This window comes from Acinetobacter junii CIP 64.5, from assembly GCF_000368765.1.
GTDB classification, from domain to species: domain Bacteria; phylum Pseudomonadota; class Gammaproteobacteria; order Pseudomonadales; family Moraxellaceae; genus Acinetobacter; species Acinetobacter junii.
The window spans coordinates 1,393,381-1,417,575 of record NZ_KB849655.1 but is presented as its reverse complement, the minus strand read 5'-3'; the positions used below and the strand labels follow the sequence as shown (position 1 = coordinate 1,417,575).

The 24,195-nt window shown below is 40.8% G+C and carries 20 protein-coding genes, 4 tRNA genes and 2 pseudogenes; 11 read left to right on the top strand and 15 right to left on the bottom strand.

The genetic code is table 11. From position 1 onward, the window contains the following. Window positions 1-226 (top strand): annotated as a pseudogene (locus tag F948_RS12280) (IS4 family transposase); the annotation flags it as partial. 48 nt (window positions 227-274) lie between these two features. Here the strand turns inward: F948_RS12280 and F948_RS12275 are convergent. The 6 genes from F948_RS12275 to rnr all read right to left on the bottom strand — a co-directional run bounded on the left by F948_RS12275 (window position 275) and on the right by rnr (window position 7,502). Next, a complete protein-coding gene (locus tag F948_RS12275; RefSeq protein ID WP_026057378.1) occupies window positions 275-1,153 on the bottom strand; it encodes a DMT family transporter in 879 nt (292 codons plus the stop codon). 196 nt (window positions 1,154-1,349) lie between these two features. Beyond that, window positions 1,350-1,793 carry a hypothetical protein gene (locus F948_RS12270; RefSeq protein ID WP_004909300.1) on the bottom strand — a complete coding sequence of 148 codons (444 nt, stop codon included), beginning with the start codon at window positions 1,791-1,793 and terminating at the stop codon, window positions 1,350-1,352. A 12-nt stretch (window positions 1,794-1,805) separates the two neighbouring features. Beyond that, the gene (locus F948_RS12265) at window positions 1,806-2,012 is read right to left on the bottom strand and encodes a YheV family putative zinc ribbon protein (protein WP_004964287.1); all 207 of its coding nucleotides are present in this window, start codon (window positions 2,010-2,012) and stop codon (window positions 1,806-1,808) included. A 38-nt stretch (window positions 2,013-2,050) separates the two neighbouring features. Further along, window positions 2,051-4,090, bottom strand: coding sequence for a M3 family metallopeptidase (locus F948_RS12260; protein WP_004964285.1), 2,040 nt, complete (start codon window positions 4,088-4,090; stop codon window positions 2,051-2,053). Between the two features lie 90 nt (window positions 4,091-4,180). Then, a complete protein-coding gene (locus tag F948_RS12255; RefSeq protein WP_004964283.1) occupies window positions 4,181-4,942 on the bottom strand; it encodes a VanW family protein in 762 nt (253 codons plus the stop codon). A gap of 139 nt (window positions 4,943-5,081) precedes the next feature. Further along, entirely contained in the window at window positions 5,082-7,502 is a 2,421-nt protein-coding gene (gene rnr / locus F948_RS12250; RefSeq protein WP_004964281.1) for a ribonuclease R, read from the bottom strand. A gap of 259 nt (window positions 7,503-7,761) precedes the next feature. Here rnr and F948_RS12245 point away from each other — a divergent pair. The 4 genes from F948_RS12245 (at window position 7,762) to F948_RS12230 (ending at window position 8,183) form a co-directional block, all read left to right on the top strand. Then, window positions 7,762-7,851: transfer RNA gene (locus F948_RS12245), tRNA-Ser, on the top strand. Window positions 7,852-7,862: 11 nt separating this feature from the next. Further along, window positions 7,863-7,939 (top strand) — tRNA-Arg (locus F948_RS12240). A gap of 45 nt (window positions 7,940-7,984) precedes the next feature. Next, a tRNA-Arg gene (locus F948_RS12235) sits at window positions 7,985-8,061 on the top strand. Between the two features lie 45 nt (window positions 8,062-8,106). Next, window positions 8,107-8,183 (top strand) — tRNA-Arg (locus F948_RS12230). Between the two features lie 42 nt (window positions 8,184-8,225). Here the strand turns inward: F948_RS12230 and F948_RS12225 are convergent. Beyond that, window positions 8,226-9,524 carry an SRPBCC family protein gene (locus tag F948_RS12225; protein WP_004964279.1) on the bottom strand — a complete coding sequence of 433 codons (1,299 nt, stop codon included), beginning with the start codon at window positions 9,522-9,524 and terminating at the stop codon, window positions 8,226-8,228. 195 nt (window positions 9,525-9,719) lie between these two features. Between F948_RS12225 and F948_RS12220 the strand changes: the two genes are divergently transcribed. Both F948_RS12220 and F948_RS12215 read left to right on the top strand, forming a co-directional pair. Next, a complete protein-coding gene (locus F948_RS12220; protein WP_004678548.1) occupies window positions 9,720-10,217 on the top strand; it encodes a YcxB family protein in 498 nt (165 codons plus the stop codon). A gap of 29 nt (window positions 10,218-10,246) precedes the next feature. After that, a complete protein-coding gene (locus F948_RS12215) occupies window positions 10,247-10,888 on the top strand; it encodes a fumarylacetoacetate hydrolase family protein (protein WP_004964277.1) in 642 nt (213 codons plus the stop codon). 79 nt (window positions 10,889-10,967) lie between these two features. Here the strand turns inward: F948_RS12215 and F948_RS12210 are convergent, their stop codons facing one another. After that, window positions 10,968-12,230, bottom strand: coding sequence for a YihY family inner membrane protein (locus F948_RS12210; RefSeq protein ID WP_004964275.1), 1,263 nt, complete (start codon window positions 12,228-12,230; stop codon window positions 10,968-10,970). A 111-nt stretch (window positions 12,231-12,341) separates the two neighbouring features. Between F948_RS12210 and wrbA the strand changes: the two genes are divergently transcribed. Further along, window positions 12,342-12,938: an NAD(P)H:quinone oxidoreductase gene (gene wrbA / locus F948_RS12205; RefSeq protein ID WP_004964273.1), complete on the top strand. Its 597-nt coding sequence runs from the start codon at window positions 12,342-12,344 to the stop codon at window positions 12,936-12,938. 47 nt (window positions 12,939-12,985) lie between these two features. On the opposite strand, the gene F948_RS12200 is transcribed toward wrbA, so the two are convergent. Beyond that, on the bottom strand, window positions 12,986-16,153 hold the full coding sequence (locus F948_RS12200; protein WP_004964272.1) for a type ISP restriction/modification enzyme: 3,168 nt from the start codon (window positions 16,151-16,153) through the stop codon (window positions 12,986-12,988). Window positions 16,154-16,239: 86 nt separating this feature from the next. Then, window positions 16,240-17,052 carry a prolipoprotein diacylglyceryl transferase gene (lgt, locus tag F948_RS12195; protein WP_004964270.1) on the bottom strand — a complete coding sequence of 271 codons (813 nt, stop codon included), beginning with the start codon at window positions 17,050-17,052 and terminating at the stop codon, window positions 16,240-16,242. A 121-nt stretch (window positions 17,053-17,173) separates the two neighbouring features. Between lgt and F948_RS12190 the strand changes: the two genes are divergently transcribed. Next, window positions 17,174-17,956: an NRDE family protein gene (locus F948_RS12190; protein WP_004964265.1), complete on the top strand. Its 783-nt coding sequence runs from the start codon at window positions 17,174-17,176 to the stop codon at window positions 17,954-17,956. Window positions 17,957-18,002: 46 nt separating this feature from the next. Here F948_RS12190 and F948_RS12185 read toward each other — a convergent pair whose 3' ends face one another. The 5 genes from F948_RS12185 to rdgB form a co-directional block, all read right to left on the bottom strand. After that, entirely contained in the window at window positions 18,003-20,201 is a 2,199-nt protein-coding gene (locus tag F948_RS12185; protein WP_004964263.1) for a PhoX family protein, read from the bottom strand. A gap of 182 nt (window positions 20,202-20,383) precedes the next feature. Continuing rightward, the gene (gene tatC, locus F948_RS12180) at window positions 20,384-21,094 is read right to left on the bottom strand and encodes a twin-arginine translocase subunit TatC (RefSeq protein WP_171133387.1); all 711 of its coding nucleotides are present in this window, start codon (window positions 21,092-21,094) and stop codon (window positions 20,384-20,386) included. Between the two features lie 71 nt (window positions 21,095-21,165). Further along, window positions 21,166-21,609, bottom strand: a complete 444-nt coding sequence (tatB, locus tag F948_RS12175) for a Sec-independent protein translocase protein TatB (protein WP_004964257.1) — start codon at window positions 21,607-21,609, stop codon at window positions 21,166-21,168. Window positions 21,610-21,621: 12 nt separating this feature from the next. Continuing rightward, complete coding sequence (gene tatA, locus F948_RS12170; RefSeq protein WP_004909247.1) at window positions 21,622-21,837, bottom strand: Sec-independent protein translocase subunit TatA; 216 nt, start codon at window positions 21,835-21,837, stop codon at window positions 21,622-21,624. A gap of 166 nt (window positions 21,838-22,003) precedes the next feature. Then, complete coding sequence (rdgB, locus tag F948_RS12165) at window positions 22,004-22,627, bottom strand: RdgB/HAM1 family non-canonical purine NTP pyrophosphatase (protein WP_004964253.1); 624 nt, start codon at window positions 22,625-22,627, stop codon at window positions 22,004-22,006. A 349-nt stretch (window positions 22,628-22,976) separates the two neighbouring features. Here rdgB and F948_RS12160 point away from each other — a divergent pair, with 349 nt between their 5' ends. Together F948_RS12160 and F948_RS12155 are read left to right on the top strand one after the other, a co-directional pair. Next, window positions 22,977-23,453, top strand: coding sequence for a helix-turn-helix domain-containing protein (locus F948_RS12160; RefSeq protein ID WP_004677047.1), 477 nt, complete (start codon window positions 22,977-22,979; stop codon window positions 23,451-23,453). 100 nt (window positions 23,454-23,553) lie between these two features. Next, window positions 23,554-23,873, top strand: a pseudogene (locus tag F948_RS12155) (transposase). Window positions 23,874-24,195: the final 322 nt, after the last annotated feature.

Sequence of the window (24,195 nt, the reverse complement as noted above, 5' to 3'; positions counted from 1 at the left end):
TCTAGGTCGAAGCCGCAATGCGATACAAACGCAAATATGGATTGCATTAATTGCCTATTTGCTGGTGAACTTCGCTAAACACATGGCACAAGAAGGATGGAGTGTTCAGCGTTTACTGAGAATTATTCAGGTCAATTTATTTGAAAGGAAACTTTTAAGGTCACTCTTTGTGCCTGATAAAAAATGGCGAAAACAAGAAGAACCTCAATTGAGGTTCTTCTTTTGATATTTGTGGGACAGCAGTGCCTTCGGGTGCTTTTTAATTTGTGCTTTATTAGAGACTTTTTCTTTGCCTTTGACTCAAAGGACTACATAAAATAATTGCCAGTAATATTAATCCAAAACCGAATAAACTATAAAAATCAGGTGTTTCTTGCCATAGAAAGAAGCCCCAAACACCCGCAAAAATGATCGCCATATAGTTGACTGGTGCTATCTGTCCAGCTGGAGCAAGGCGATAAGCATGAGACATAAAAATTTGGCTTACATTCGCAAGTATTCCTGCTGCAATAAGAAAAAAAAGTTCTTTCAAAGCATATGGTCGCCAAACCCAAAACATCGGTATGGCTGAAAGTAAGGAGCCGATCAAGCAAAAATAAAACACGATACGTTCTGGAGGTTCAGTTTTGGTTAGTGCTCTTACGGTTACAAATGCCATTGATGCAAGTAGGCTAGATGCTATGCCTATCGCAGATACCCAATTCCACAATCCTTGATCAGGTTTTGCAACACAAAATACGCCCAAGAATCCTAATGCAGCTGCCATTAACATTGCTTTAGTAATACGTTCTTTTAAAAATAGCCAAGCAATCAATGGAATAAAAATAGGTGAGGAATACGTAAATACCATGGCATTGGACAATTTCAAATGTGCAATCGCATAGAAAAAACCATACATTGCTGCAAGCCCAACCAGACTTCGCCAAGTATGCATCCACAATTTTTCTGTTTTAACAAAGCTTGTACCTTGTTTCATAATAAATGGTAGGAAAAGCATCAACCCAACGAAATTACGGAAAAAAACAATCGTGTAATTATCTACAGTTTGAGATGCGTATCTGATGCAGATGCCCATGATGGAGAAAAGAAAAGCCGAGATGGTCAGGCAGCTAATCGCTAAGAAGAGCTTACGATTAGGTTGATTCAGCGTCATAATCATTGTGAGAGCAAGGATGCAGCTTGTATTCTAAGCCTCTGCTGCCTTTAAAGAAATGTACGATTATTATTTTCGATTGAATTATATAAAGTAGAGAGGTTAAGACCTCACATTAAGGGATGAACTAAATCAAGCATGGCCAACAAATCATCGAAGACGTTAAGGCTATAACCCATTTTAAAGCCTTACTTATTTATGATTTATTTTGTGCTGCAAGTTGAGCTTCAAGAAGCTTAATTTGATCTTCTTTCAGTTTTACTAAAGTATCAACATCAGTGTGTTGTTGCTTTAGCTCATTTTGCTGATCTTTAAGTTGTTGATGAATATCATCCAGTTTAGCAATTTCTTCTTTGGCTAAAGTGTCATTTGCAGGAATTGGATCTTTGATAATTGACTCTTCAACTAGTTGGATAGGTGCAGTAACTTCGCTTGCAGCTTGTACAGTTTCAGTCGTTTCGACTGGACGTGCTGACGGTGCAGCTTTACTAATCGTTGGCACCGTTGGTGTAACAGTTGCCTCATGATTTTTTTGAGATAGAAACCACTGTACTGCAAAAATCAGCACCACGACGATACTGATTACACCGATGATCATCCATAATAATTTAGAGTTTTCATTTTGATACGAGGACATCATTTTTTAACCTTTCTAGTCAAAATGACGAGGCTTGAATTGTATCACCCCAATTTCATCTGGCTCAGCGGGTTCAGCTGGTTCTACGTGAGTAGGACGCTGTTCACTATAAGCACATTCGATACATTCAATCCATTCGTCATCCACAGAGATGATCTTAACCACACGATCTAAGGCTCCACATTTTGGGCATTTAGCACCCGCGATGAACTGTCTTTTCATGTCAGTTAATTACATCCTGTGAACAATAATGACGTAGTTTAAGCGGTTTTATGCGTATTCGTCCAACCTTGATGACGTAATAATGCATCTATTTTTGGTTCTCTTTTTCGGAAATTGCGAAACGCATCAAGTGCTGTATCTTTTCCGCCAACTGCTAGAATAAACTTTCTAAATTCTTTTCCAGTCTCGGTGTTAAAAATACCTTCATTTTCGAAACGATCAAAGGCGTCGCTCGCCAAAACTTCCGCCCATTTATAAGAATAATAACCTGCTGCATAACCGCCAGCGAAAATATGGCTAAAACTATGCTGGAAACGGTTATAGGGAACCGTTGGCACTACTGCAAATTTGGATCGAATATCGTTCAGCGTTTCCTGAATCTGTTGGCTGTTTAAAGCAGGTGTTTGGCGGTGAATTGTTAAATCAAACAGGGCAAATTCAATCTGACGTAGCGTTTGCATACCAGACTGGAAGAAACGTGCATTGAGCAGGGCAGATAGCAATTCTTGTGGCAATGTTTGCTTGCTCTCGGTATGTTCACTGAGCACATCAAGGCTTTCATTGTCCCATGCCCAAAATTCCATAAACTGACTTGGTAACTCCACTGCATCCCACGCCACACCATGCGTCCCTGCCACTGAGATATTATCCACTTCGGTCAGCATGTGATGTAAACCATGACCAAACTCATGGAACAAGGTAATCACTTCATCATGGGTCAGCAAGGCAGGTTGATCGCCAATCGGTGGGGTAAAGTTACACACCATATAGCAAACTGGTTTTTGTAGACCACTAGCAGTTTGTACACGGGAACGGAAACCACTCATCCATGCACCACCGCGTTTACCATTGCGTGCATATAAATCAAAGTAGAAACCGCCGACCACTTGACCTTGATCTTCAATTTCGAAATAACGTACATCATCCTGCCAAACAGGCGCCTGGCGTTCAATGATCTGGATACCGTAAAGGCGCTGTACGATCTGGAATAAACCTTGAACCACTTTAGGTGCAGGGAAATACGGTTTAAGCGCTTCTTGAGAAAGATTGAACTGTTGTTGTTTCAACTTCTCAGAATAATAGGTTGAATCCCAAGGTTTGAGTTCTTCAATTCCATCTTGTTGTGCAATACTTTTTAGTTCAGCAATTTCAGCCAGTGCAGGCGTACGCGCATGCTCTGCCAAATCTACTAAGAATTGATGAACAGTTTCAACATCAGGTGCCATTTTGCTGGCAAGGGAATATTCAGCAAAGTTGTTAAAGCCAAGTAGTTGTGCCATTTCCTGACGTAAGCTCAGGATTTCTTCCATCACAGGCGTGTTATCAAACTCGGTTTTATCCGATTGATCTGATGCACGGGTGACATAGGCTTTGTACAGCTCTTCTCGCAACTCACGATCATCAGCATAAGTCATGATCGCAAAATATGCAGGAAAGTCCAATGTCGCAACCGCTTGCTCAAGCTCACGTTGTTGTCCGTATTGTTTTAACAGTTCAACACTGCTTTGAGGTAAACCTTTAAGTTGTGCTTCCGTTAAAGGCTTGAAATAGGCTTGGGTTGCATCGAGCACATGGTTCGAGAAGTCTGAAGACAGTTGTGATAAACGTGCCGAGATTTCTGCATAACGTTTTTTTGCTTCGCCTTGGAGTGCAACACCCGACAGTTTAAAGTCACGTAGCGCCAGTTTAATCGCGCTTTGTTGTGCTTCGCTCAGCGTTTGAAATACATTGCTATCATGAATCTGTTGATAGGTTTGATACAGCGCTGTGTGTTGTCCAAGCTGCGTATAGTATTCACTTAAACTTGGTAACAGGGCTTGGTACACTTCACGGGTTTCGGCATTGTTCATCACGGCATTGAGGTGCGACAAAATGCCCCATGACTCACTCATGTTATTTTCAAGCTGATCAACTTCGGTCAAGGTTGCCAATTGTGCCTCGCTGTTTTGTGGCACTTCCTTGAGTTGATTTAAGAAGTTTTGACCGTTTTGAATGGTTTGTTCAATTTGTTGTTTTAGGTCAGCAAGTTGAATTTGATCAAATTGAGGAACGGGAAGTGTCGCTTGTTGGAGTGTCATTGTATTTTTGCCATATCATCTTTAAACATAGGTATAGATGTAGGGCTTAGTGGGTGAGAAATCAAGACATATAATGAAAAACTCATATCTCTAGTGCACATCATCTACATATTGATATTCAGCGTCGATCTGTTGTGGTTTGTACATGAGCTTGGCAAAGTTTTTGGTCATACATTCTGTTTCAATGATTTCACCACTTTTATATTTTTCTTTTTTATGTCGCCAGATTTCATTTTGCCGATAATAACTTTCTCCAACTTTGACAAAACGATGATTTTTTTCAAAGACATGATAAATATAGCCAAGATCATGTGAGCAACGTAACTCACCTTCAAGGCATTTCTCAGAGAACCAAAGATTGATCTGAAAAGTGTATTCTGTTGGGTTATAAAATTGATAATCAATATAGTTATAGAAAATAGCAGCTCCGCTACCGAAAGGTAATACACGTCCTTGATCTGGGAAAGGATCGAAAGAATGTTGTGAGCGCTGTATGACTTCCAATGGACTATGTAGCACCAACCAATGAATTAAATTGGCAATTTGACAGATTCCACCACCAATTCCACCACGAGCTTGCCCAAAACTAAGTTCCATACCCTCAACATAGCCTTGTTTGATTGTTGGCAAACCGACGAGCTGACAGAAAGAAAAGGTTTCGTTAGGTTTAATTAGAATAGTTGAAATTCGTTCGCTTGCGATTTTTAAATTAATCACTTTATTCTTCTGCCAACGCTGCTCACTGTCACCCAGTTTACGAATTAGGACAGATTGGTGTTTCTTCACTCTAAAGGTTAATGGATTTGAGTGAAAGCTTTGAGCATATTGACGACCATCAGTTTTCCATTGCACATAACGAAAGCCTCGCCGTATCCAAATTATGATGAAATAAAGGGCGGGGTGATATTGGCTGATTGGTTTTTTAAGAAATAGGCGAATAAGTTTCATTTTTAAAGGAGGACAAGTCCATCACTGAACTTGCCCTAAAGAATTACTCCTGCTTAGCTTTCGCATTGGACTTTTTCTTTTTTACTTTCTTCTTGGCTTTTTCTTTGCTTTCAGGCTTGGCCGAAGCTTTTTTAGCAGGCTTTTTGGTATAAGAACTTGGTTTGCTCTTATCCTTTTTCTTGCGTACAGGCTTCTCACCATCTTCACTGACTTGAGAAGTTGCGGATGGTTTACTAAAAACCTCTTCAGTAGCCAGAGCTTTGGTAGATGTGGTGCGAGGTGCTTTCTGACGAATCACACGCCCCAAATGCGTCAACTGTTGAACCAATTTGAAGTCAATTTTACGTTCTTCCAGATTGACGCCTGCAACCTGAATCTTGACTTCATCGCCGAGACTAAAGGATTGACCGCGATTCTGACCAATCAGGCTTTGGCTGGCTTGATCATACAAGAAATAATCTTCACCGAGCTGACTGACATGAATCATACCATCCACATATAAATCTTTGAGTGTAACGAATAGACCAAACTCAGTCACCGCACTAATGATACCCACAAACTCATCACCTAAATGCTGTTGCATATAATGGCATTTCAACCAAGTAGTCACACTGCGTGAAGCTTCATCGGCTCGACGTTCAGTTTGTGAGAAGTGCTCGCCAGCATCATCCAGAGCTGCCCCAGACAGAGGATATGCTTTCTTGTCGAGATAGGCTTTAATGGCACGGTGCAACAATAAGTCTGGATAACGACGAATTGGTGAGGTGAAATGCGTATAAGCTTCATAAGCAAGACCATAATGTCCTGCATTATTCGCACCATAATAGGCTTGCATCATTGAGCGTAACAACACCGCATGAATACTTGGTGCATCTAAACGATCTTTGGTTGCTTCAATGACTCGTTGATAATCGGCTTGTGTTGGTTGCTCTGGGAATGGCAAACCGAGTAATTTGACGAAATCACGGACTTTTTGAATACGTGAGAATTCTGGCGCTTCATGTACACGATACAACATCGGAATATCGTGTTCTAATGAGTATTCAGCTGCGGCAACGTTCGCCAATAACATACATTCTTCAATCAGTTTATGCGCATCATTACGAGTACGTGGCAAGATTTCCTTGATTCCACCTAACTCATCAAAGGTCATATAGGTTTCAATGGTTTCAAATTCCATCGCATGACGTTTGGCACGTAGTTCTTTTAGTGTCTGATAAAGCTGGAATAGGGTATTTAACGATTTATGAACGCTTTTATCTTGCGGAATGGCATCGGTTGCACCGTCAAAATAAGCAGCCACCTGATTATAGGTCAAACGTGCTTTGGAATGCATCACCGCAGGGTAGAACTCATAACCTGTGACTTTACCTGCACGTGACAGTTTTAAATCGCAGACCATACACAGACGGTCAACATGCGGATTGAGAGAACACAATCCATTTGACAATGCTTCTGGCAACATTGGCAAAACAAAGTGTGGGAAATAAACCGATGTACCACGTTCTTCAGCTTCTTCATTTAAAGGTGAGTCTAAACGCACATAATGGCTCACGTCTGCAATTGCCACTACAACACGGTAACCACCACCTGAGCGTTTCTCTGCGAATACGGCATCGTCAAAGTCGCGTGCATCTTCACCATCAATGGTGACTAATGGCAAATCGCGTAAATCAACACGACCTTTGCGATCCTGTTCAGACGGTTCTTTAAAACTTTCAGCTTCTTTAATGACTGCTTCTGGAAATTCATAAGGCAAACCAAATTCTAAAATGGTTTGTGGAATAATAATTTCAGTGTCAGCTTTGTCCGCCATAGACTGTACAACATGACCTGTCGCTAATTCTTCACGAGTCGGGTAATCATCAATCGCAACACGTAGCATATCGCCAACTTTGGCATTGGCATGTTCAATCAATTCTTTTTCGAGGGTAATTGGTTGGTGCTGATTTGGATTGCTTGGCTGAATAAAGTATTCACCATCATGTTCAGCGACTTTACCAATAATTTGTTTGACACGACGTTGTACGACTTCGGTAATAAAACCCCAAGCTTTACCTTTACGGTCAACAGAAGTTTGGCGTACTTTAACGCGATCACCATTAAAGACTAAACGTAATTCACGTTCAGGTAACAGGACATCATCCTGACCTGCGATATTGGCCGTACCCAAGCCTTTACTGTTGATATAAACCGTTGCTTCATGGCTTGGCAAATCGGTTGCAGGTTGGTATTTAAAACCATCTTTCATTAACTGACCGTCACGAACCATTGCACTTAAACGATGATTCAAGGCATCAATGCTTTTTTGATCTGGGATATTAAAGTGGTCAACCAGCTCTGCATGAGACTGTGCAGTTTTTAATTGTTCTAATGTACTTAGAATAAGAGTTCGGCTAGGGATAGGATTATCGTAACGTTGCGCTTCTGCTTTTGCTTCGGGATCGGCCCAATTTTTAGTCATATCGTTTCATTTCACATCTGGCAGATCGGTTTAGCATAAGTCATTCAAACTCTAACTGCACGTCAAAGATTGCAAGATTCTGTTTATTGTGCCGATCTAAATAAAGGAGAGAACACTATATTAACAAGCGTAGCGCTAAAAATGACGAAAAAATATAAGAATTGGTTAAAAAACATTTGATTGATTTAAAAAAAGAGAAAAAAACAGGAACATCCCTTGTGTAATACGGTTTTAGTTTGTATTATTGCGCTCGTGTTACGGTGAGATGGGTGAGTGGCTGAAACCACATCCCTGCTAAGGATGCATACGGGTAACTGTATCGAGGGTTCGAATCCCTCTCTCACCGCCACTTTACTTAAAGCGCTCATAGCTCAGCTGGATAGAGCACTTGGCTACGAACTAAGGGGTCGGGAGTTCGAATCTCTCTGAGCGCACCAAGTAAAGATTAATGTAACACACGCCTGAATAGGCACATAAGTAATGCGCTCATAGCTCAGCTGGATAGAGCACTTGGCTACGAACTAAGGGGTCGGGAGTTCGAATCTCTCTGAGCGCACCAAGTAAAGATTAATGTAACACACGCCTGAATAGGCACATAAGTAATGCGCTCATAGCTCAGCTGGATAGAGCACTTGGCTACGAACTAAGGGGTCGGGAGTTCGAATCTCTCTGAGCGCACCAACTTAAATAAATTAACCGCTTAATTGCGGTTTTTTTTGTGCCTTATGCCTTTGCCTTAATTTTCTGTACAAACACTGCATTACCGCCAACTGCTGGCAATACGTCATGATATGGCAGGCTTCGCATTGCCCTGAGTAAAAAAGGTGCTTTTTCATCAATTTTCATGCTGGTGGTCATTTTCAATAAAGCACCCTGATTAAGCTCGGTAAATCCCATCTGGCCTTTAATAAAACGCAAGTCACCACCATTGGCATAAAAATTATTTTCGCTGGCATTTGGATAATTAAAATGCAGTTTAAAGGCAAATGGAATATTAATGACACCTAAGCCCACATTGACCTGAATATCTGCATCCTGTCCCTGATTCTGAATAGGGGTGGTCACCACCTTTTTGATTTGCCGAGGGAATAAATCCTTATAGGCCAATGGAGTGAGCCATTTCTGTAGCTGTTGTGGTGTCTGTTTATAAAACTGATAGGTGGTGGAAAACCGCATGGCTTCACGTCCATGCGTGTACATGATGTTGGTCGGGGCGTGCAGAAAGCTAACGGGTTGCTGTGATGTCTGGCTGAGCTGGGCGATTTTTGTGAGCTGGGTTGCATTGAGTTGAGGGCTTGGCATTTGCCTGCCATCAAGTGGGGCAGTGTTTTTTCCAATAAAACGGGTTCTTAAAGCCTCTAGAACAAAGGCGTTGCCAGTACTGGGAACGCCAAGCTTGACCTCAGGAATTGCGTTTAAAATTTTCTTTAAAATAAATCCTTTCGGTTGGTTGAGGTCACCCCACTGGGTTAATGCCACCAGGGTCCGATGCTCATCCAGGGCAAACCATTCCAGTTTTCCGACCCCATAGGGAATGGGAGCGTCAATGACCAGACTGGCGATGCTGTTCGGCTTGATCTGGTGTTGCAGCGTGACGTCCTCATTGAAATTGAGTACAGGAATTGGTGTTGGAATTGATACCTTGTATTTCACCTGTACGATATTGCCCGACTGTTCAATGGTCTTGGCCGATTTTAGGGTTGGAAACAGTCCCACATAATGACTAAAATCTGTCAGCGTTTTCGCCACCTGTTGTGTATTGGCAGGGACGATGATGGCAGCGGAAGTAAAGCTGACAGTGGGTTGAGGATTGCTTTTCAGGGTGGGTACTGAAGTTTTTACCGCAGGGTGACCATAAATAAAAATAGTGTCCTGAGTATAACTGGCCAAGAGCTGTGGATTGTTCTGAAAAGGCTGCAAGGCACTTGGGATATTGTCTGTCCATGTAATGATTTGAGTAAAACCAATTTGACTTATCCCGAATAAAATACCTGTACATAGCAGGCGGGTAAAATAAGACATAACATTCCTTTGATTTTTTATAATTGACTGAGCTGGAAATTCAGCATTTCAATCCTGATCAATGCCAGTAAATTGGAAAATAGTTATAAATTTTTTTGTGTGTAAAGAATAGCCATATTGTGTAAAACAACGTCTTAGCCACTAAACTGGTGTAATATTTACGCCCATCCATGATGAAACAAATTGAAGTCGAGCATGTCTGAACAACGTCCAGCGCTATCCCTGCGTTATTACCTGAATTTAGAAGAGTCCCAGGATGGTTTTGCTTTAGTGACCTTTGGTAAAAAGACCTTTACCCGTTTTTTAACCCCACTGATTAGTATCGCCATTATTGTATGGGGTATTTATCTTGGTTTTTCGGGTGTGGGGCGTTACTACGTTGCATTGGGGGCCTTTTTCCTGATCATGCAGGGGCTGATGCGCTATTGGTTGCTGCCGATGTTGTTTAAACGACAGTTTGTCCGTTATCAGTTTGGCAAGAGTGAACAGGGCATTGACCTGTATCAGGATCATTTTGAGCTTTATGCCACAGGTAAAAAGCAAAGTGCGCAGTATGCCGAGGTGCAGTCTTTCGCCATTGGTAAACTGACTTATATGCTGGAACTGAAAAACCATACCGTGGTGATTGTGCCAAAACGGGCGTTTACGGATTCAGCAGCGCAAAGTAAATTTGAAAATAGCTTTAAAAAATAAATAATCTTGCTAATAAATAAGGAAATGCCATGAGCACCTCTCCATCAAAAATTGTGTGTGTCGGTCGGAACTATGCTGAGCATGCAAAAGAGCTTGGCAATGTGATTCCAGATCGCCCGATTTTATTTATGAAACCTGCAAGTAGTTTGACGACTCTAGCGCAAGGCATTACATGGAACAAGGCCTTGGGTGAATGTCACTATGAATGTGAAATCTGCCTGCAAATTGCACATCCCCTGTCTGGCGAAACAGATCGGGAAAAAGTGCTGGAGGCGGTGGGAGCACTGACACTGGGACTGGATTTAACCCTGCGTGATTTACAGGGTGAGCTAAAAGCCAAGGGGCATCCGTGGGAACGTGCCAAAGCATTCGATGGCGCATGTATTCTGGGTGAGTGGATTGAAACCGATGAGATTGGTGACCTACAGGAACTTGAACTGATCTTGACCATCAATGGTGCCGAACGCCAGCATGGTTTCACCAAAGATATGATATTTGATATTGCCGATTTACTGATTGATATTAATCAGGCATTTAGCCTACAGACAGGTGATGTGATCATGACGGGAACACCAGCGGGTGTAGGTGCTTTACAGCCAAATGATCAACTCACCCTAAAACTGATTACCCAGTCTGGGGAATACGACTGGAATACTTTTGTCCGACCATAATCATGCATTTACAACATGCTGCGGGTTAAGTCTGAAAGTAGCCAATGACTCGCCTGTTAAAGTCATTGGCTATGCAGATTTATTTCGGTTCTGTCGACATCTCAAAGATGGTTGAAAGAGGAATAGACAGTTTAGCCGCCAAATAGTCGTTGCTTTCAATCAGGGCTGGGCCAAGTCGCTCCATCCATTCATCATTCTGATGCACATTGAATACATCAGGGCGTAGAGGTAAAGGATAAGGAAGAGCGGTAAAGAAACTCCAGAAATCAACCTGCGCCAAATTCCGTACCAATACATATTCATCCTTATCTGTGCGCTTGATGAGATTTTGATTTTCAAGTTGCAGGATATAGGCAGGTAAACGCCCCAATTCACCACGACCAATAATATCCAGTAGTTCCGTTTCACTAACACTTTCACCGATTTGCTGTTTTTTATAAAACAGCTCCAGCATGTCGAGTAACATCAAAATTGGATGGCGCTTTTGCTCCTTGCCTAAATTAAATGCAGTGAGGGCATAGCTGACTTCCACACCCAGTAAAATGATGTTCCAGGACAAATAGATCCAGAGCAGGAAAATGGGAACGGCAGCGAATGCACCATAGACAATTTCATAGCTAGTGAAGTTGCTCATGATCCAGCCAAATAAACGTTTCAGGGTTTCGAAAACCGTTGCACTGAAACAGGCGGCAATCACTGCTGAAAAGATCGGGACAGTGCGGTTTGGAATGGTCCAATATAAAATGAAGAAGCCAGCAATCGTAAGTAGAAATGAAATCAACCATAAGATTAATGAACCATTGAGTTGATAGCCTGCAAAGTTGTTGCTGAGAATGTTCATTGAGGCGACAGTTGAGGAAAGTACAAACGCACTGCCTAAAATGATCGGGCCCAGTGAAATAATGGTCCAGTAACGCATAAAGCCAATCAGGCCTGTACGGGTTTCCTTGACCCGCCAGATACGATTGAAAACGGTTTCAATCGAAGACAGCATCAGTACGGTGGTGACAAAAAGAAATAGGACCCCAATCACGGTGAGGTTACTGGATTTTTCGGTAAATGCGTTCAGTGCCTTGTCAAAGGCAATGGTGCTTTTAGGCAAAAAGTTGCTGTAGATCAGTTGTTGCAGTTGTTGTCGGGCAGGTTCCAGTGCCTTGATGGAGGAAATGATAACCAGAAAAACGGTCAGCATAGGGACAACGGCAAACAGGGTGGTATAGGTGAGGGAACCCGCCTGTTCCTGACAGCGATCGGCCTTAAAACGCCGTAACACAAATACAATAAATTGAAACCATGTTTTTTCTAAAAAAGGCAGTTTGTTTCGATATCGTTCGAAGATCATGGGTTCATCCTATTGTTTTAATCAAAATCCTATGCGTTTCACAGGACTTATTACCGCTAAAAATATAAAAAATATCGTATAGTGTTCTTTTTAACAAAATTATTGAAAGTGATGCAACCTTACGTTCTTGTTCTCTATTACAGTAAATATGGTTCAACCAGACAGATGGCACACCTGATTGCAAATGGAATTGAGGCTGCGGGTGTCACTGCCCGTATTCGTACCGTTCCAAATCTGGCCACTGTGGTGACTGAGGCTGAGCCGAGTATTCCTCCTGAGGGAGACATTTATTGTACCCTGGATGATCTCACCCATTGTTCAGGTTTGGCGCTTGGTTCACCAACACGTTTTGGTAACATGGCCAGTGAAATGAAATATTTCTGGGATCAAACCACCAGTTTGTGGCTGAATGGCGCATTGCACAATAAACCTGCCTGTGTGTTTACCTCTTCAGGTTCAATGCATGGTGGGCAGGAAAGCACCTTGTTGACCATGTTACCGCCATTATTCCATCATGGCATGATGATACTGGGCTTACCCAATTCAATCCCTGCATTATCCAATACCAAAACAGGCGGTACCCCCTATGGTGCAAGCCATGTCAGTGGACCTCGCCACGATCAAGGTTTAAGCCAAGATGAAAAAACATTATGTGAGGCGCAAGGTAAGCGTTTAGGCGAAGTGGTCAAGGCGTTGGCTGCAAAGTGATAAAATAAAAGCCATAGCAGAATAGTTTTCCGCTATGGCTTTGGTTTTTATATCTCTACTAATACGATGTCTATTTCTTGCATGATCCGATTTGTTTCGGTCAACGCCACAATAATTTTTTGATAATGCAAAATATCTTCAAAGTTTAAAGCACGGTCTTTGCGGTCTTTGAGCCATTTTTGGGCAGGTTGATAACCGCCAATATAAAAATGCCAAGCAATTTCGGGGACATGATTAAAATATTGTGTGTCATTAATCCAGACTTGACCATCTTTATATATTGGTTTAGTCACGATATTATCGCCATCTATTGGATATTGGGTAATATACTGTTCAACTTTTGGGCTTTCTAATAAATGCAGTTTACGCAATTCAGCCCCTAGTTTGCCTAGTTCAAGAAAAGTTTTGGCATCTTTGGGATAGGGGACACGAGGAAAATCAATTTTTAGAAATTCCTTATAGCTTTCTCGATAATTGGGTGAGTTTAGCACTGCATAAATATAATCTAAAATATCTATTGGGGCAAAAGTACCATTAATGTTTTCTTTTTCATCGGTAAAGGTTAGGCTAATCGTTTTAACGATTTTATCGACAATTTCTCTGTTTAAATTGGGGCTGCGAATCGGTTGTTCTTCTAAATCTGATTGTATATTGTCGTTGTAAAGGTAAAGGGGGAATAAATACGGTGTCCCATTGGTGCTATACATGGCTCTATCTGTCATCACAGTTTTGGTGAGCATGACTACACATGTTTGTTTTGTACCTGCAATTTGTCGAAGTGTGGCGAGTGCAATATTATCGGGTTGTAATAAATTATCGGTTAATTCTTTTCTAGGTCTGCCTAAAAATCCACTAGATTTACCTGTGTAATAAGAGTATCTAATATCAAAAGGTTTAAAGTGTATTTTAAAAACTTGTCCAAAATTTGTCATCACGTCTTCTTTAGCTGATGATATATTCCAACTTGGTCTATCTGGTGGAAGACTATACTTTTCTTTTAATGATGACTCGGATATATTTTTTAAATCTGAAATAATTTCTTTGATGTCATTAATATTGTGTTGAATGGTAAAAATATCATTTTTAGTCTGCAATCCAGAATTAAAATAATTAAATAATTCATCCATTTTGAATCCTTTTTTGTATTTATCATCATCTGAAAAATTTTTAGGTACAAAAAAGTAGTTTTCCATATCATAATTTAATTTTTTAAATTCTATATTAGGTAGTGCATTATTTTTAAGGAAATCATATTTATCTTCACGTTTACCATATACATCATAATGAAAAACTTTGCCAAGTTTTGTGGTTTTAGCTGTTTTTACAAAAATATTAATACTTACACCCTGCATAATATCAAAAACATTTTCATCTTTATGACCATCAGGTGTGGTTTCTTTTTTCTTAGTATTTCCATGTAAATCAATAATGTAAATTTTATCAAAGGTTTCAAGTAAATTTTTACGCATTTGACGATGGGTAATCCCATCAATAAAGCTATTATTAGAAATGTAGGCTAAAACACCTTCACCATTTTTTTCAATAAAATATTGACCATAGCGAATAAATTTAATGTAATCATCATCAAGATTAATTTTTCGTTCGTTTAAATCCTTTTTATAATCTGCAATAAGGTTTTGAATCCATTCACCTTTATTGGTTGAACTTACAGAATACGGCGGATTCCCCAAAATACACATGACTGGGGTATCTCGTTTTATATGATTGGCTTCGTTGGCTTCGCTACTTAACCAGTTGGCAAATAGTGTGCCTGTATCGGGGTGACTTTCTTCTAAACTGTTGGTTAAATACACCCGTAAGCGTTGCGCTTGCTTGGGTTTATAACCTGTATCGGTTAGCAACAAATCAAGTTGCAAATGCGCCATCGCATAACTTGCCATGAGCAGCTCAAAACCATTTAAACGTGGTAATAAATGGCTTTCGACATAGTTACTCCAAATGCCTTGCTGCCCTGCAAATTTTTGATGAATATGTTTCACCACTTCGGCAAGAAACGTCCCTGTACCTGTGGCAGGGTCAAGAATTTGCACTTTATGCACTTCTTTGGTTTCGGTAATACGCTTGCCTTTGGCTTTACCTTTGGTAATGGCTGTACCTGTTGCTTCTACTTCAATCGTGGTTTTACTGGTATCGGCTAAACCTTGCGCTAAACCAAATTCGGTTTTTAAAATATCATCTACGGCACGCACTATAAAATTGACCACTGGGGCAGGGGTGTACCAAACGCCACGAGCTTTACGCAATTTGGGGTCATATTCACTCAAGAAAGTTTCGTAAAAGTGAATAATCGGGTCTTCCATTTTGGTGGAACGCCCATAATTTTTAAGGATTTCATGTACATTACAATGTAGAAAAACATCAACCAAGCTATCGACAATCCATTTAATACGGTCATCAATATCAGGGCCCGCAATATAGCCAAATAGTTTGCGTAAAAATGGATTGGTTTTAGGAATCAGTTCCGCCGCTTCCTGTCGGCTAAAAGTCGGTAAGGTCGGGTCATGTAAACGTGCGGCAAACATACCGTAAGCAATAGTTTGAGCATATACATCAGCAAAACCTTTCGGGGTAATGTCATGTATCAGGATTTGTTTAAAGGCTTGTTTTTGGTCTTTTAATGTACTGTCCTCAAAGCTATCTTCATCACTGGTTAAGGCTTTTTCAATCACATCAGAAAGTAGACGCGCTTTTGCTGCCATCATTTCTGCAAGTTTTTTAGGACTTTTAATGGTTTGTCCAATATGGGTACAAAAATTCTTGATGAGATTTTCAAAGACAGTAAAGTTCTCAGGAAGCGCTCGGATATGATTGCCAGTCACCTCAGCAATGGCGATTTTAGTGATAAATACGCCATCCTGATAAATATGAAAATTGAGATAGTCCGTAAAAATAAGATTGTTTAATGATGCTTTGTAACGATCAAATTGTTCTTTATTTCCTGTCTTTTTCAATCCGTCTAAGTCTTTATCACCGATATCTTTTGCTTCAATAAAGCCAATGGGAATATTTTTCTTTGTCAAAATATAGTCAGGTGCGCCACAAGATTGCCTTTTAGGTTCATTGGTCGCAGTAATATCTGGGACTATCGATTCAATCAGTTGGGCAAGATCGCCACGAAAGGTATGTTCTGTCGCATTGCCAAGTCGATAACGATGATTAATACGGTCTATATAGGTTGAAATAAAGTGACTCATATTGTTGTCTCATATTTGTTTAAGCTAACAATATAATTTATATAATAAAAAATCCATAAAAATGGGAGCATCAGCTCCCATCATTTTTATTTGGTTATTTGCCAGTCATAGATTTTTCTACGGTAGGCGTACCACATCATCCATAGTCCAATAATAATCATTGGGAAGCTGAGAATTTGCCCTTTGGTCATCCAGCCAAACAGGATAAAGCCCTGATCTGCATCGGGTTGGCGGAAGAATTCCATAAAGAAGCGTGCCACGCCGTAACCGATTAGGAATAAAGCTGAAACTGCCATACGTGGACGGGGCTTTGAGCTAAACCACCACAGCACGATAAACAGGATGAGACCCTCACACAGTGCCTGATAAATCTGTGACGGGTGACGAACCAAGCCCAGTGGGTCTGTTGGGAAAATCATGCCAAAAGGATAATCAGGATTGGCCACCTGACGGCCATATAGCTCACCACCAATAAAGTTGCCGATACGACCGAACATCAGGCCTGTGGGTACACAGGGGGCAATAAAGTCCAGTGTTTGAAACCATGTTTTTTGGTATTTCCGACACCAGAACAGCATGGCGATCATCACACCGAGGAAGCCACCGTGGAAGCTCATGCCCCCAGTCCAGACCTGAAATAGCCACAGTGGATTTTCCAGAAACTTGCCGAACTCGTAAAACAGGACATAGCCCACCCGACCACCCAGCACCACACCCAAAGCGCCGTAGAACACCAGGTCGGACACCATGTCGGCTGTCCAGCCATCGCGCTGTTTGGCTCGGTAAGATGCCAAGCCCCATGCACATAAAAATGCCAAGAGATACATCAATCCGTACCAGTGTAGCTTGACTGGCCCTAAACTCAGTGCCACTGGATCAATATTTGGATAGGTCAGCATCGCTGTTCCTCAATTTAGAATTTGAAATTAAGTTTTGAGCAGATTGTAGCGGAATGATGTGAAAAATGTTGTACATTCAATGTGAAAGTCAACAGACGCTAAATGGGTGAAAACAGGATCAATGTGTATTGTCGTTTTTGCATGGCATGTGCTGGATGAGATGCCACTTTGCCTCATTTCAAACCGTGATGAGTTTTACCATCGTCCCAGTGCTCCCCTGCATCAGTGGGAAAACCGCCCGATTGTGGCAGGGCAGGATTTACAGTCGGGTGGAACATGGATGGGCGTGACCGCAGCAGGTCGCTGGGCAATCGTGACCAACTTCCGCAATGGTCGGGACAAGAACCAGTACAGCACTTCACGCGGACACCTGATTCAGGACTTTCTGGAAAGTGATTTAGCTCCCATACGCTTTGCGCAAATGCTGGAACAGAATCAGCAGGACTATGCGGGCTTTAACCTGTTTGTAGGTGATCGTGAACAGGCGGTGTATATGAGCAATCGTGGAGAAGCGCCACAGGTTCTGGCCAATGGCGTCTATGTGGTATCCAATGGATTAATGTCTGAAGACTGGCATAAAACCAGACATTTGCGTAAACGCTTTACTCAGGAGTTTTTACCGATACTACAGCAGCCTCAAGTCGCAGAATCGGATTTTGAGTCTGCGGTTTGGGACATTCTGGAGGATGAACGGAAAATCATCCCAAAGCTATTGCCAGATACAGGCATTAGTCAGGAAATGGAAGCGTTGCTGTCCTCGACTTTTATCCAAAGCCCGATTTATGGGACTCGCTGTTCAAATTTTTTAAGGCTTACATCTGAGCAATGGCAGTGGCTGGAAAAGTCACAACAGGGTGAACAGCAGGGAAATATTGTGGAAATGGAGATTGACTTGCTGAAATAACAAATGCCGACATGATATCGGCATTTTTGTGTTGATGATTCTGAGATTATCCAGCAATCACCCCACCATCTTTACGAGTGATCACAACAGTCGCTGAACGTGGACGTGCAGTTTTGTTGCTTGGGTTCGTTTGAGTTGCTGGCCAGTTACTTGAAGGGGATGCATAGTCTGCAGAGTCTTCACCTGGATGCTGAACATTAATAAAGATTGCTTTGTAATCAGGTGTCATTGTTACACCTGTAATTTCACACTCTTTAGGTCCTACAAGGAAGCGACGCAGGGTTTCATCTGTTACTTTCTTACCAACTAAGGTTTCAGTACCATTTGAAGTCGTTGCTTTTGCTCCATCTCCAACTTGACCTGGAAGTGCAGCAAGCATCATACAGTTCGTTACATCAGTATACGCGCCGTCATCTGTTTGAATCCAAAGTACACCACGTGGGTCAAACCACATACCATCAGGGCTTGAAAGATCATTATTATCTGTCAAACCTGAAAGGTTGATGTTTGCAGCTCCAGATGCCTCAGCACCAAATAGATAGATATCCCAGTTGAAGCTTTCAGCAGTTGTTTTATCAGCTGTTTCACGCAAGCGAATAATATGACCGTTTACATTACCTTTATTGGTTTTTGTACCAGCATATTTGTCTTCATAATTACGTGGATTTGCTGCATCAGTTGGATAGCTAGTACCGCGGTTCGAGTTGTTGGTTAATGTAACGTAGACTTCACCATTTTCTGGGTTAACCGCACACCACTCTGGACGATCCATTTTTGTTGCGCCAACTGCATCAGCTGCTAAACGAGCAAAAGTGACAACATCAGCTTGTGAGCTAAATGGATAGACTGAATTGCTTTGGTTCAAACCATTTTTACCAAAGGCTAACTCAATCCATTGACCCGTACCGTCATTATTGAATTTGGCAACATAAAGTTTACCTGCATTCATGTATTTATCACCAGCAGCATAGCCACCATTGATATCTTTTGGATCCCATTTTGCATCAGATACAAACTTGTAGATATATTCTCCACGAGAGTCGTCACCCATATAAAAAGCAAGATTTTCTCCTGCAATTACACGGCTAGTACGGCAATCTTCATGAGCAAAACGACCTAAAGATGTACGTTTAACAGGATTTTGACGACCATCGAATGGATCAATTTCTACCATCCAACCAAATGTATTTGGTGCATTACGATAATCATTACCCGCTGTTTCAGCTTTTACATCTGCATTCCAGCGATCATAAAGATCTTGTGAAAGTACACCAGCCTTTACTGTTTCCCAGCCATAACGAGAGCTTGAACCTGCTTTTAAACCATAGCGTTTAAGCGCAATGATTTCTTCTGGGCGACGTAAAGTATCGTCAGTTGTGCTACGTGCGAAATAACCAATGAAGTTTTCTTCAGTCGTCAGGTAGGTTCCCCAAGGTGTGTAACCATTACCGCAGTTATTATGCGTACCGCGAGTTTGACGAGCTGCTGGAGAGTAGGTAGTAGCCAGAAGGGGTGAGCCCGCAGCAGCACCAGCAAAATCCATAACGGAAGAACCTGTAATACGGCGGTTAAATACAGAGTTTTTAATCACTTCTACTTTATTTGTTGTTTTATCTTTTTTGATTTCTATCACAGAAACACCGTGAGCATTCACTTCACGAATGACTTCATCTTCAGGTCGACGACCATCAACTTTCGTTGGTCCCTTAGGGTGAAGGAAGGTTGGATTGATATATTCATGGTTCATAACTAATAAACCACGTTCAGATACATTTGCATCGAAACGTTGAGTTGAGCTATTTAAACCAAAAAATGTCATACCATCATGGCAGTCACCAGAACGATATTCAAAACTTAAACCTGAAGGAATATTGTTATCATCCCACGCACCGTAAGCAGGATTGATTGAATCCCCTAAAGCATAAAGTACAGTTGCTTCATAACCTTCAGGCACTGTTACGATGTCATTTAAATTTTTAGCAACAGGAGAAAAGTTTAATTTTTCTGGTTTTTTATTTGGATCAACAGGTGTTGGCGATGTTCCACCGTTATTGCTCGAGTTATTATCGTCGTCGTTACAGCCAGTTAATGTCGATGCTAAAGTTAATGCAACAGCACCACTCGCAGTTTTAGTGATGAGACTACGGCGACTAATGTGCTGTTCTAAAATGTCACGGAAATGAATATTATCCGATGTGTTGTTATCCAACTCTTGATCTTCATGATATGGCGATAGCTCGGTCATGGAATTTTTCCTAAAAAATATAACAGTTGTTCTAAAAGTTTTCCCCCAATAAACTTAATGTTTAAATGTGACGAAGCCTTGACACTTGTGTGACAGCTTTGTGAAAAATCAATTAAAAATTAAAGTAATAAAATTAAAAAAAACAGGCGAGAAGCCTGTTTTTAGTAATAAGAACTAAGTAATCAAGCTGTTTTTCTTTTTTCGATAATCTTGCCAAAAAATAATCCAATCTCAAACAATAACCACATCGGAACGGCTAACATGATCATAGAAATAGCATCAGGCGGTGTAACAAACATTGCTACGAAAAAACAGCCAACAATGATAAATCTTCGTTTCTCAATCAGACTTTGTGTACTCACGACTCCAATCAGAATCAAAAGTAGTGTAATCACTGGAATCTCAAAGGTTAAACCAAATACGAGAAATAGTTTTAAACAGAACGCTAGATAGCTATTGATATCTGTCATTGGCGCTACAGTTTCAGGTGAAACACTGATGAAAAAATGTAAAATCGAAGGTAATGCAACAAAATATGCAAAGGCAATTCCTGCGTAAAATAGAAAAATACTGCTTAGTAATAACGGAAGAGCAAGTGTCTTTTCGCGTTCATATAATGCAGGTTTAGCAAATGCCCAAATCTGATAAATAATAAAAGGCATTGCTAACATCAGTGCAACAAAAAAGTTCAGCTTAAAGGGCGCCATGAATGTTGCAGTCACATCTGTTGCGATCATTGATGAGCTAACTGGAAGCTGTGCTCGCAAAGGTTCAGAAAGTAACTGATAGGTACGATTTGCAAATGGTAATAAACAAAAGAATAAGAGTAATAAAATTCCAACGATCTTGAATAAATGCTGACGCAAGATCATTAAATGCTTGGTAATCGGCATTTCTTCAAGTTCAATCTTTTGCTTTGATTCGTCAATCGATTGAGCAGGTAACTGAGAATGAGAGGATGTACTCATACGGCCACCTTAAATTCAGGTTGATGATCTGGTGAAGTAAAAATAGTGGTCTGAGCCTTTTGAATATTTTTTTCCACATATACAAATGAAGAATGCTCTTTCACATAGTGATAAGTAGGAAAACTAATGTTATCTGTTGTTTGTTCTTGTTTGCTTGGTTGAACAAACATTTCTCGTTTTTGTTGTTCGAGCTCAGACATTTGAGCTTGCATTTTTTGTTCTAGTTCAGCAATACGTTGCATTTCTTGCTGCATCTGCTCGCGTAATTCAGATAGGCGTAATTCACGATCAATATCGTTTTGCACATTACTGACAAGGCGCTTCACTTTGCCATACCATTTCCCGACAAAGCGAGCTGCTTGAGGTAATTTATCTGGTCCAAGCACAAGTAAAGCAATAATGCCGAACACCAAAAGTTCGGACATTCCAACATCTAACATATTGTTGCTCGCTTAACTTTTGATTGAGCTTTCAGTATTTTTTACTTGTGCATCAATCGTACGAGGTTCATTTAGAGATGCTGACGCTTCGTCATCTTTCATTGATTTTTTGAAATCTTTAACTGCACCACCGACATCTTTACCTAAGTTTTTAAGCTTTGATGTACCGAAAAGTAAAATAACCACGATTGCGAAAATGAGTACGTGCCAAATTGATAAACCAGCCATAATTTTATTCCTATCAAACTTTGTATATATCTCAACAGCTTGGCATGACAAGGATGTGACACTTATATTGCAGTTTTGCGACAAGAATGATGCAAAATGATTTTATAAGAAAGGGAATAAATGAGGAGAAAGAAGCCCGAATATGTGGTTCAGGCTTCTATAGAAATTAGCTCAAGCTCGCTTTAAACAATTGCATTGCCTGACCACGGTGGCTGATTTTACTTTTCTTTTCCTTGCTGAGTTCCGCACTGGAAAGATTGAGTTCAGGCAGCCAAAATAGGGGATCATAGCCAAAACCATTTTCTCCACGAGCAGCTTCTAAAATCTCACCTTTCCAAATGCCCTGAAAGATTTGTGGCAGTGGGTCTTCTGCATGGGTCACTAGCGCCAGAACACAGACAAACATACCCTCAATCGCTTCACCCTCTTTGCGGAATGGTACAAGGTCGGCCAAAAGCTTCTGGTTATTGGCAGCGTCATTGCCATGTTCGCCTGCATAACGTGCGGAGTAAATGCCAGGTGCACCACCTAAAATCGGCACACATAAACCTGAATCATCAGCAATCGCAGGTTTACCCGAAATTCTGGCTGCATGACGTGCCTTGATAATCGCATTTTCCACAAAGCTCAAACCATCTTCGATGGCATCTTCAATGTTGAGTTTTCCTTGGGGAATGATTTCAACAGGCAGATTGAGTTGCTGAAAAAGATGTTCAAATTCCGCAACTTTACCTTTGTTATTACTTGCCAGCACAAGACTGCCTTGATTGAACCAGAGGGGAGTAGACATATTAATTTTAGACCAATATAAATTAAGTTGAATTTTACGTAAAAGATAGAAAAGTTTTTGTACAGTGAATTTAATAATATTTTAAATTTCATGGAAAACAAAAACAATATAATTGAAATTGTATTATATTGCTTTTATTGTTATTAATCTCAAATATGATCTTAATCCATTGTTTTAAAAAGAAAAAATATATAGCAATATCTATTGCAGGGAGAAAGAATTTAGTATGATATTTTTAACGCGTAGGGAATATATCTCATAGCACCGAAGATGATACGTTTGGAACCTGTAAGTTGACAAAAACAACTAAACATGCGAAAAGACATTTTTGGTTAAACGATGTTTGCACATGCCACGGATTGTTACCGTCCCACTCAGCTTAGAACAGCGTGCACAACTAATTCTCCTGACCAAGCATGCAGCACATTGGCGTGAAAGACAACGTGCCCAAACCATTCTCTGGCTTTCCGAAGGTAAAACTGTTGCCGAAGTTGCTGCGTTACAAGAGCGTATCCCAGAAACCATAAGGCTACAACGCCGACATTGGGAGCTACATCAGTTTGAATCGATTCAAGAAGGCCATCGCTCAGGCCGTCCCAATACACTGACCTCAAACTATCAGGCTCAAATCTTAGAGTGGGTCAACACAAGCCCACTCAATGCAGAACAAATCCGAGTCAAACTGCATGAAAAACACGGTGTATCGGTGTCTGTTGAAACTCTTCGCAAGTTTTTGCGAGATTCAGGCATGGTCTTCAAACGTACCCGCCACAGCTTGAAAAAAAAGAGACCCGACCGCATTTGGACAAGCGCAACAGCAGATTGAAGCATTACGTGAGCAAGCGGCACGTGGTGAAATTGTATTGGGCTATGTGGACGAAACAGGATTTTCGGCTACGCCAGATAACCGTTATGCATGGACAAAGATAGGCGATGTTCATGCGGTTGATGCTGTAAGACTAAAGCGAGTTAATGTGATGGGTTGTCTGCTGTCAACGGGTCATCTGATCACCAGTTGCCTACAGGAGTCCGTTAACAGTCGCTGGTTTTATGCCTATTTGATGGGTGTAGCAGCACAGGTGAAACGCAGCCTGCGTATAGTCCTGAGCTGAATAGAATTGAGATGGTTTGGAAGCAGATGAAGTATAACTGGCGGGATTTTAAGGTGATGAAGGCAGATCAAATAGAGCGTTGGGTTGGGCAGATTTCAAAGGGTTTTGGTAATGAATACATGTTTACTTTTTAGTTGATACTTATATCACCTGTATTATATTCTTTCACTTGAATTAATTGAGAGGGCAGGTTATCTGCATAAGTTTTACAACTAGCACTTATACAAAAAATTATTAAAGTTTGTAATCCTATTTTCATTCTTGCCTCTTTGTTTTTTTTAGTAGTGTTCTTAAAAGTATATAAAATAAAAAAAAGAAAGTAAACCAAAAGAGTAAATTAATGGAAAAATTCAATATTGAAAAAATATCAATATTAGTTAAAAGAATGATAAAAGGGTTTAATGAAAGTGAACCTATAGGTGAGGTATAACCATCATATAGATAGGGGAGTGGAAA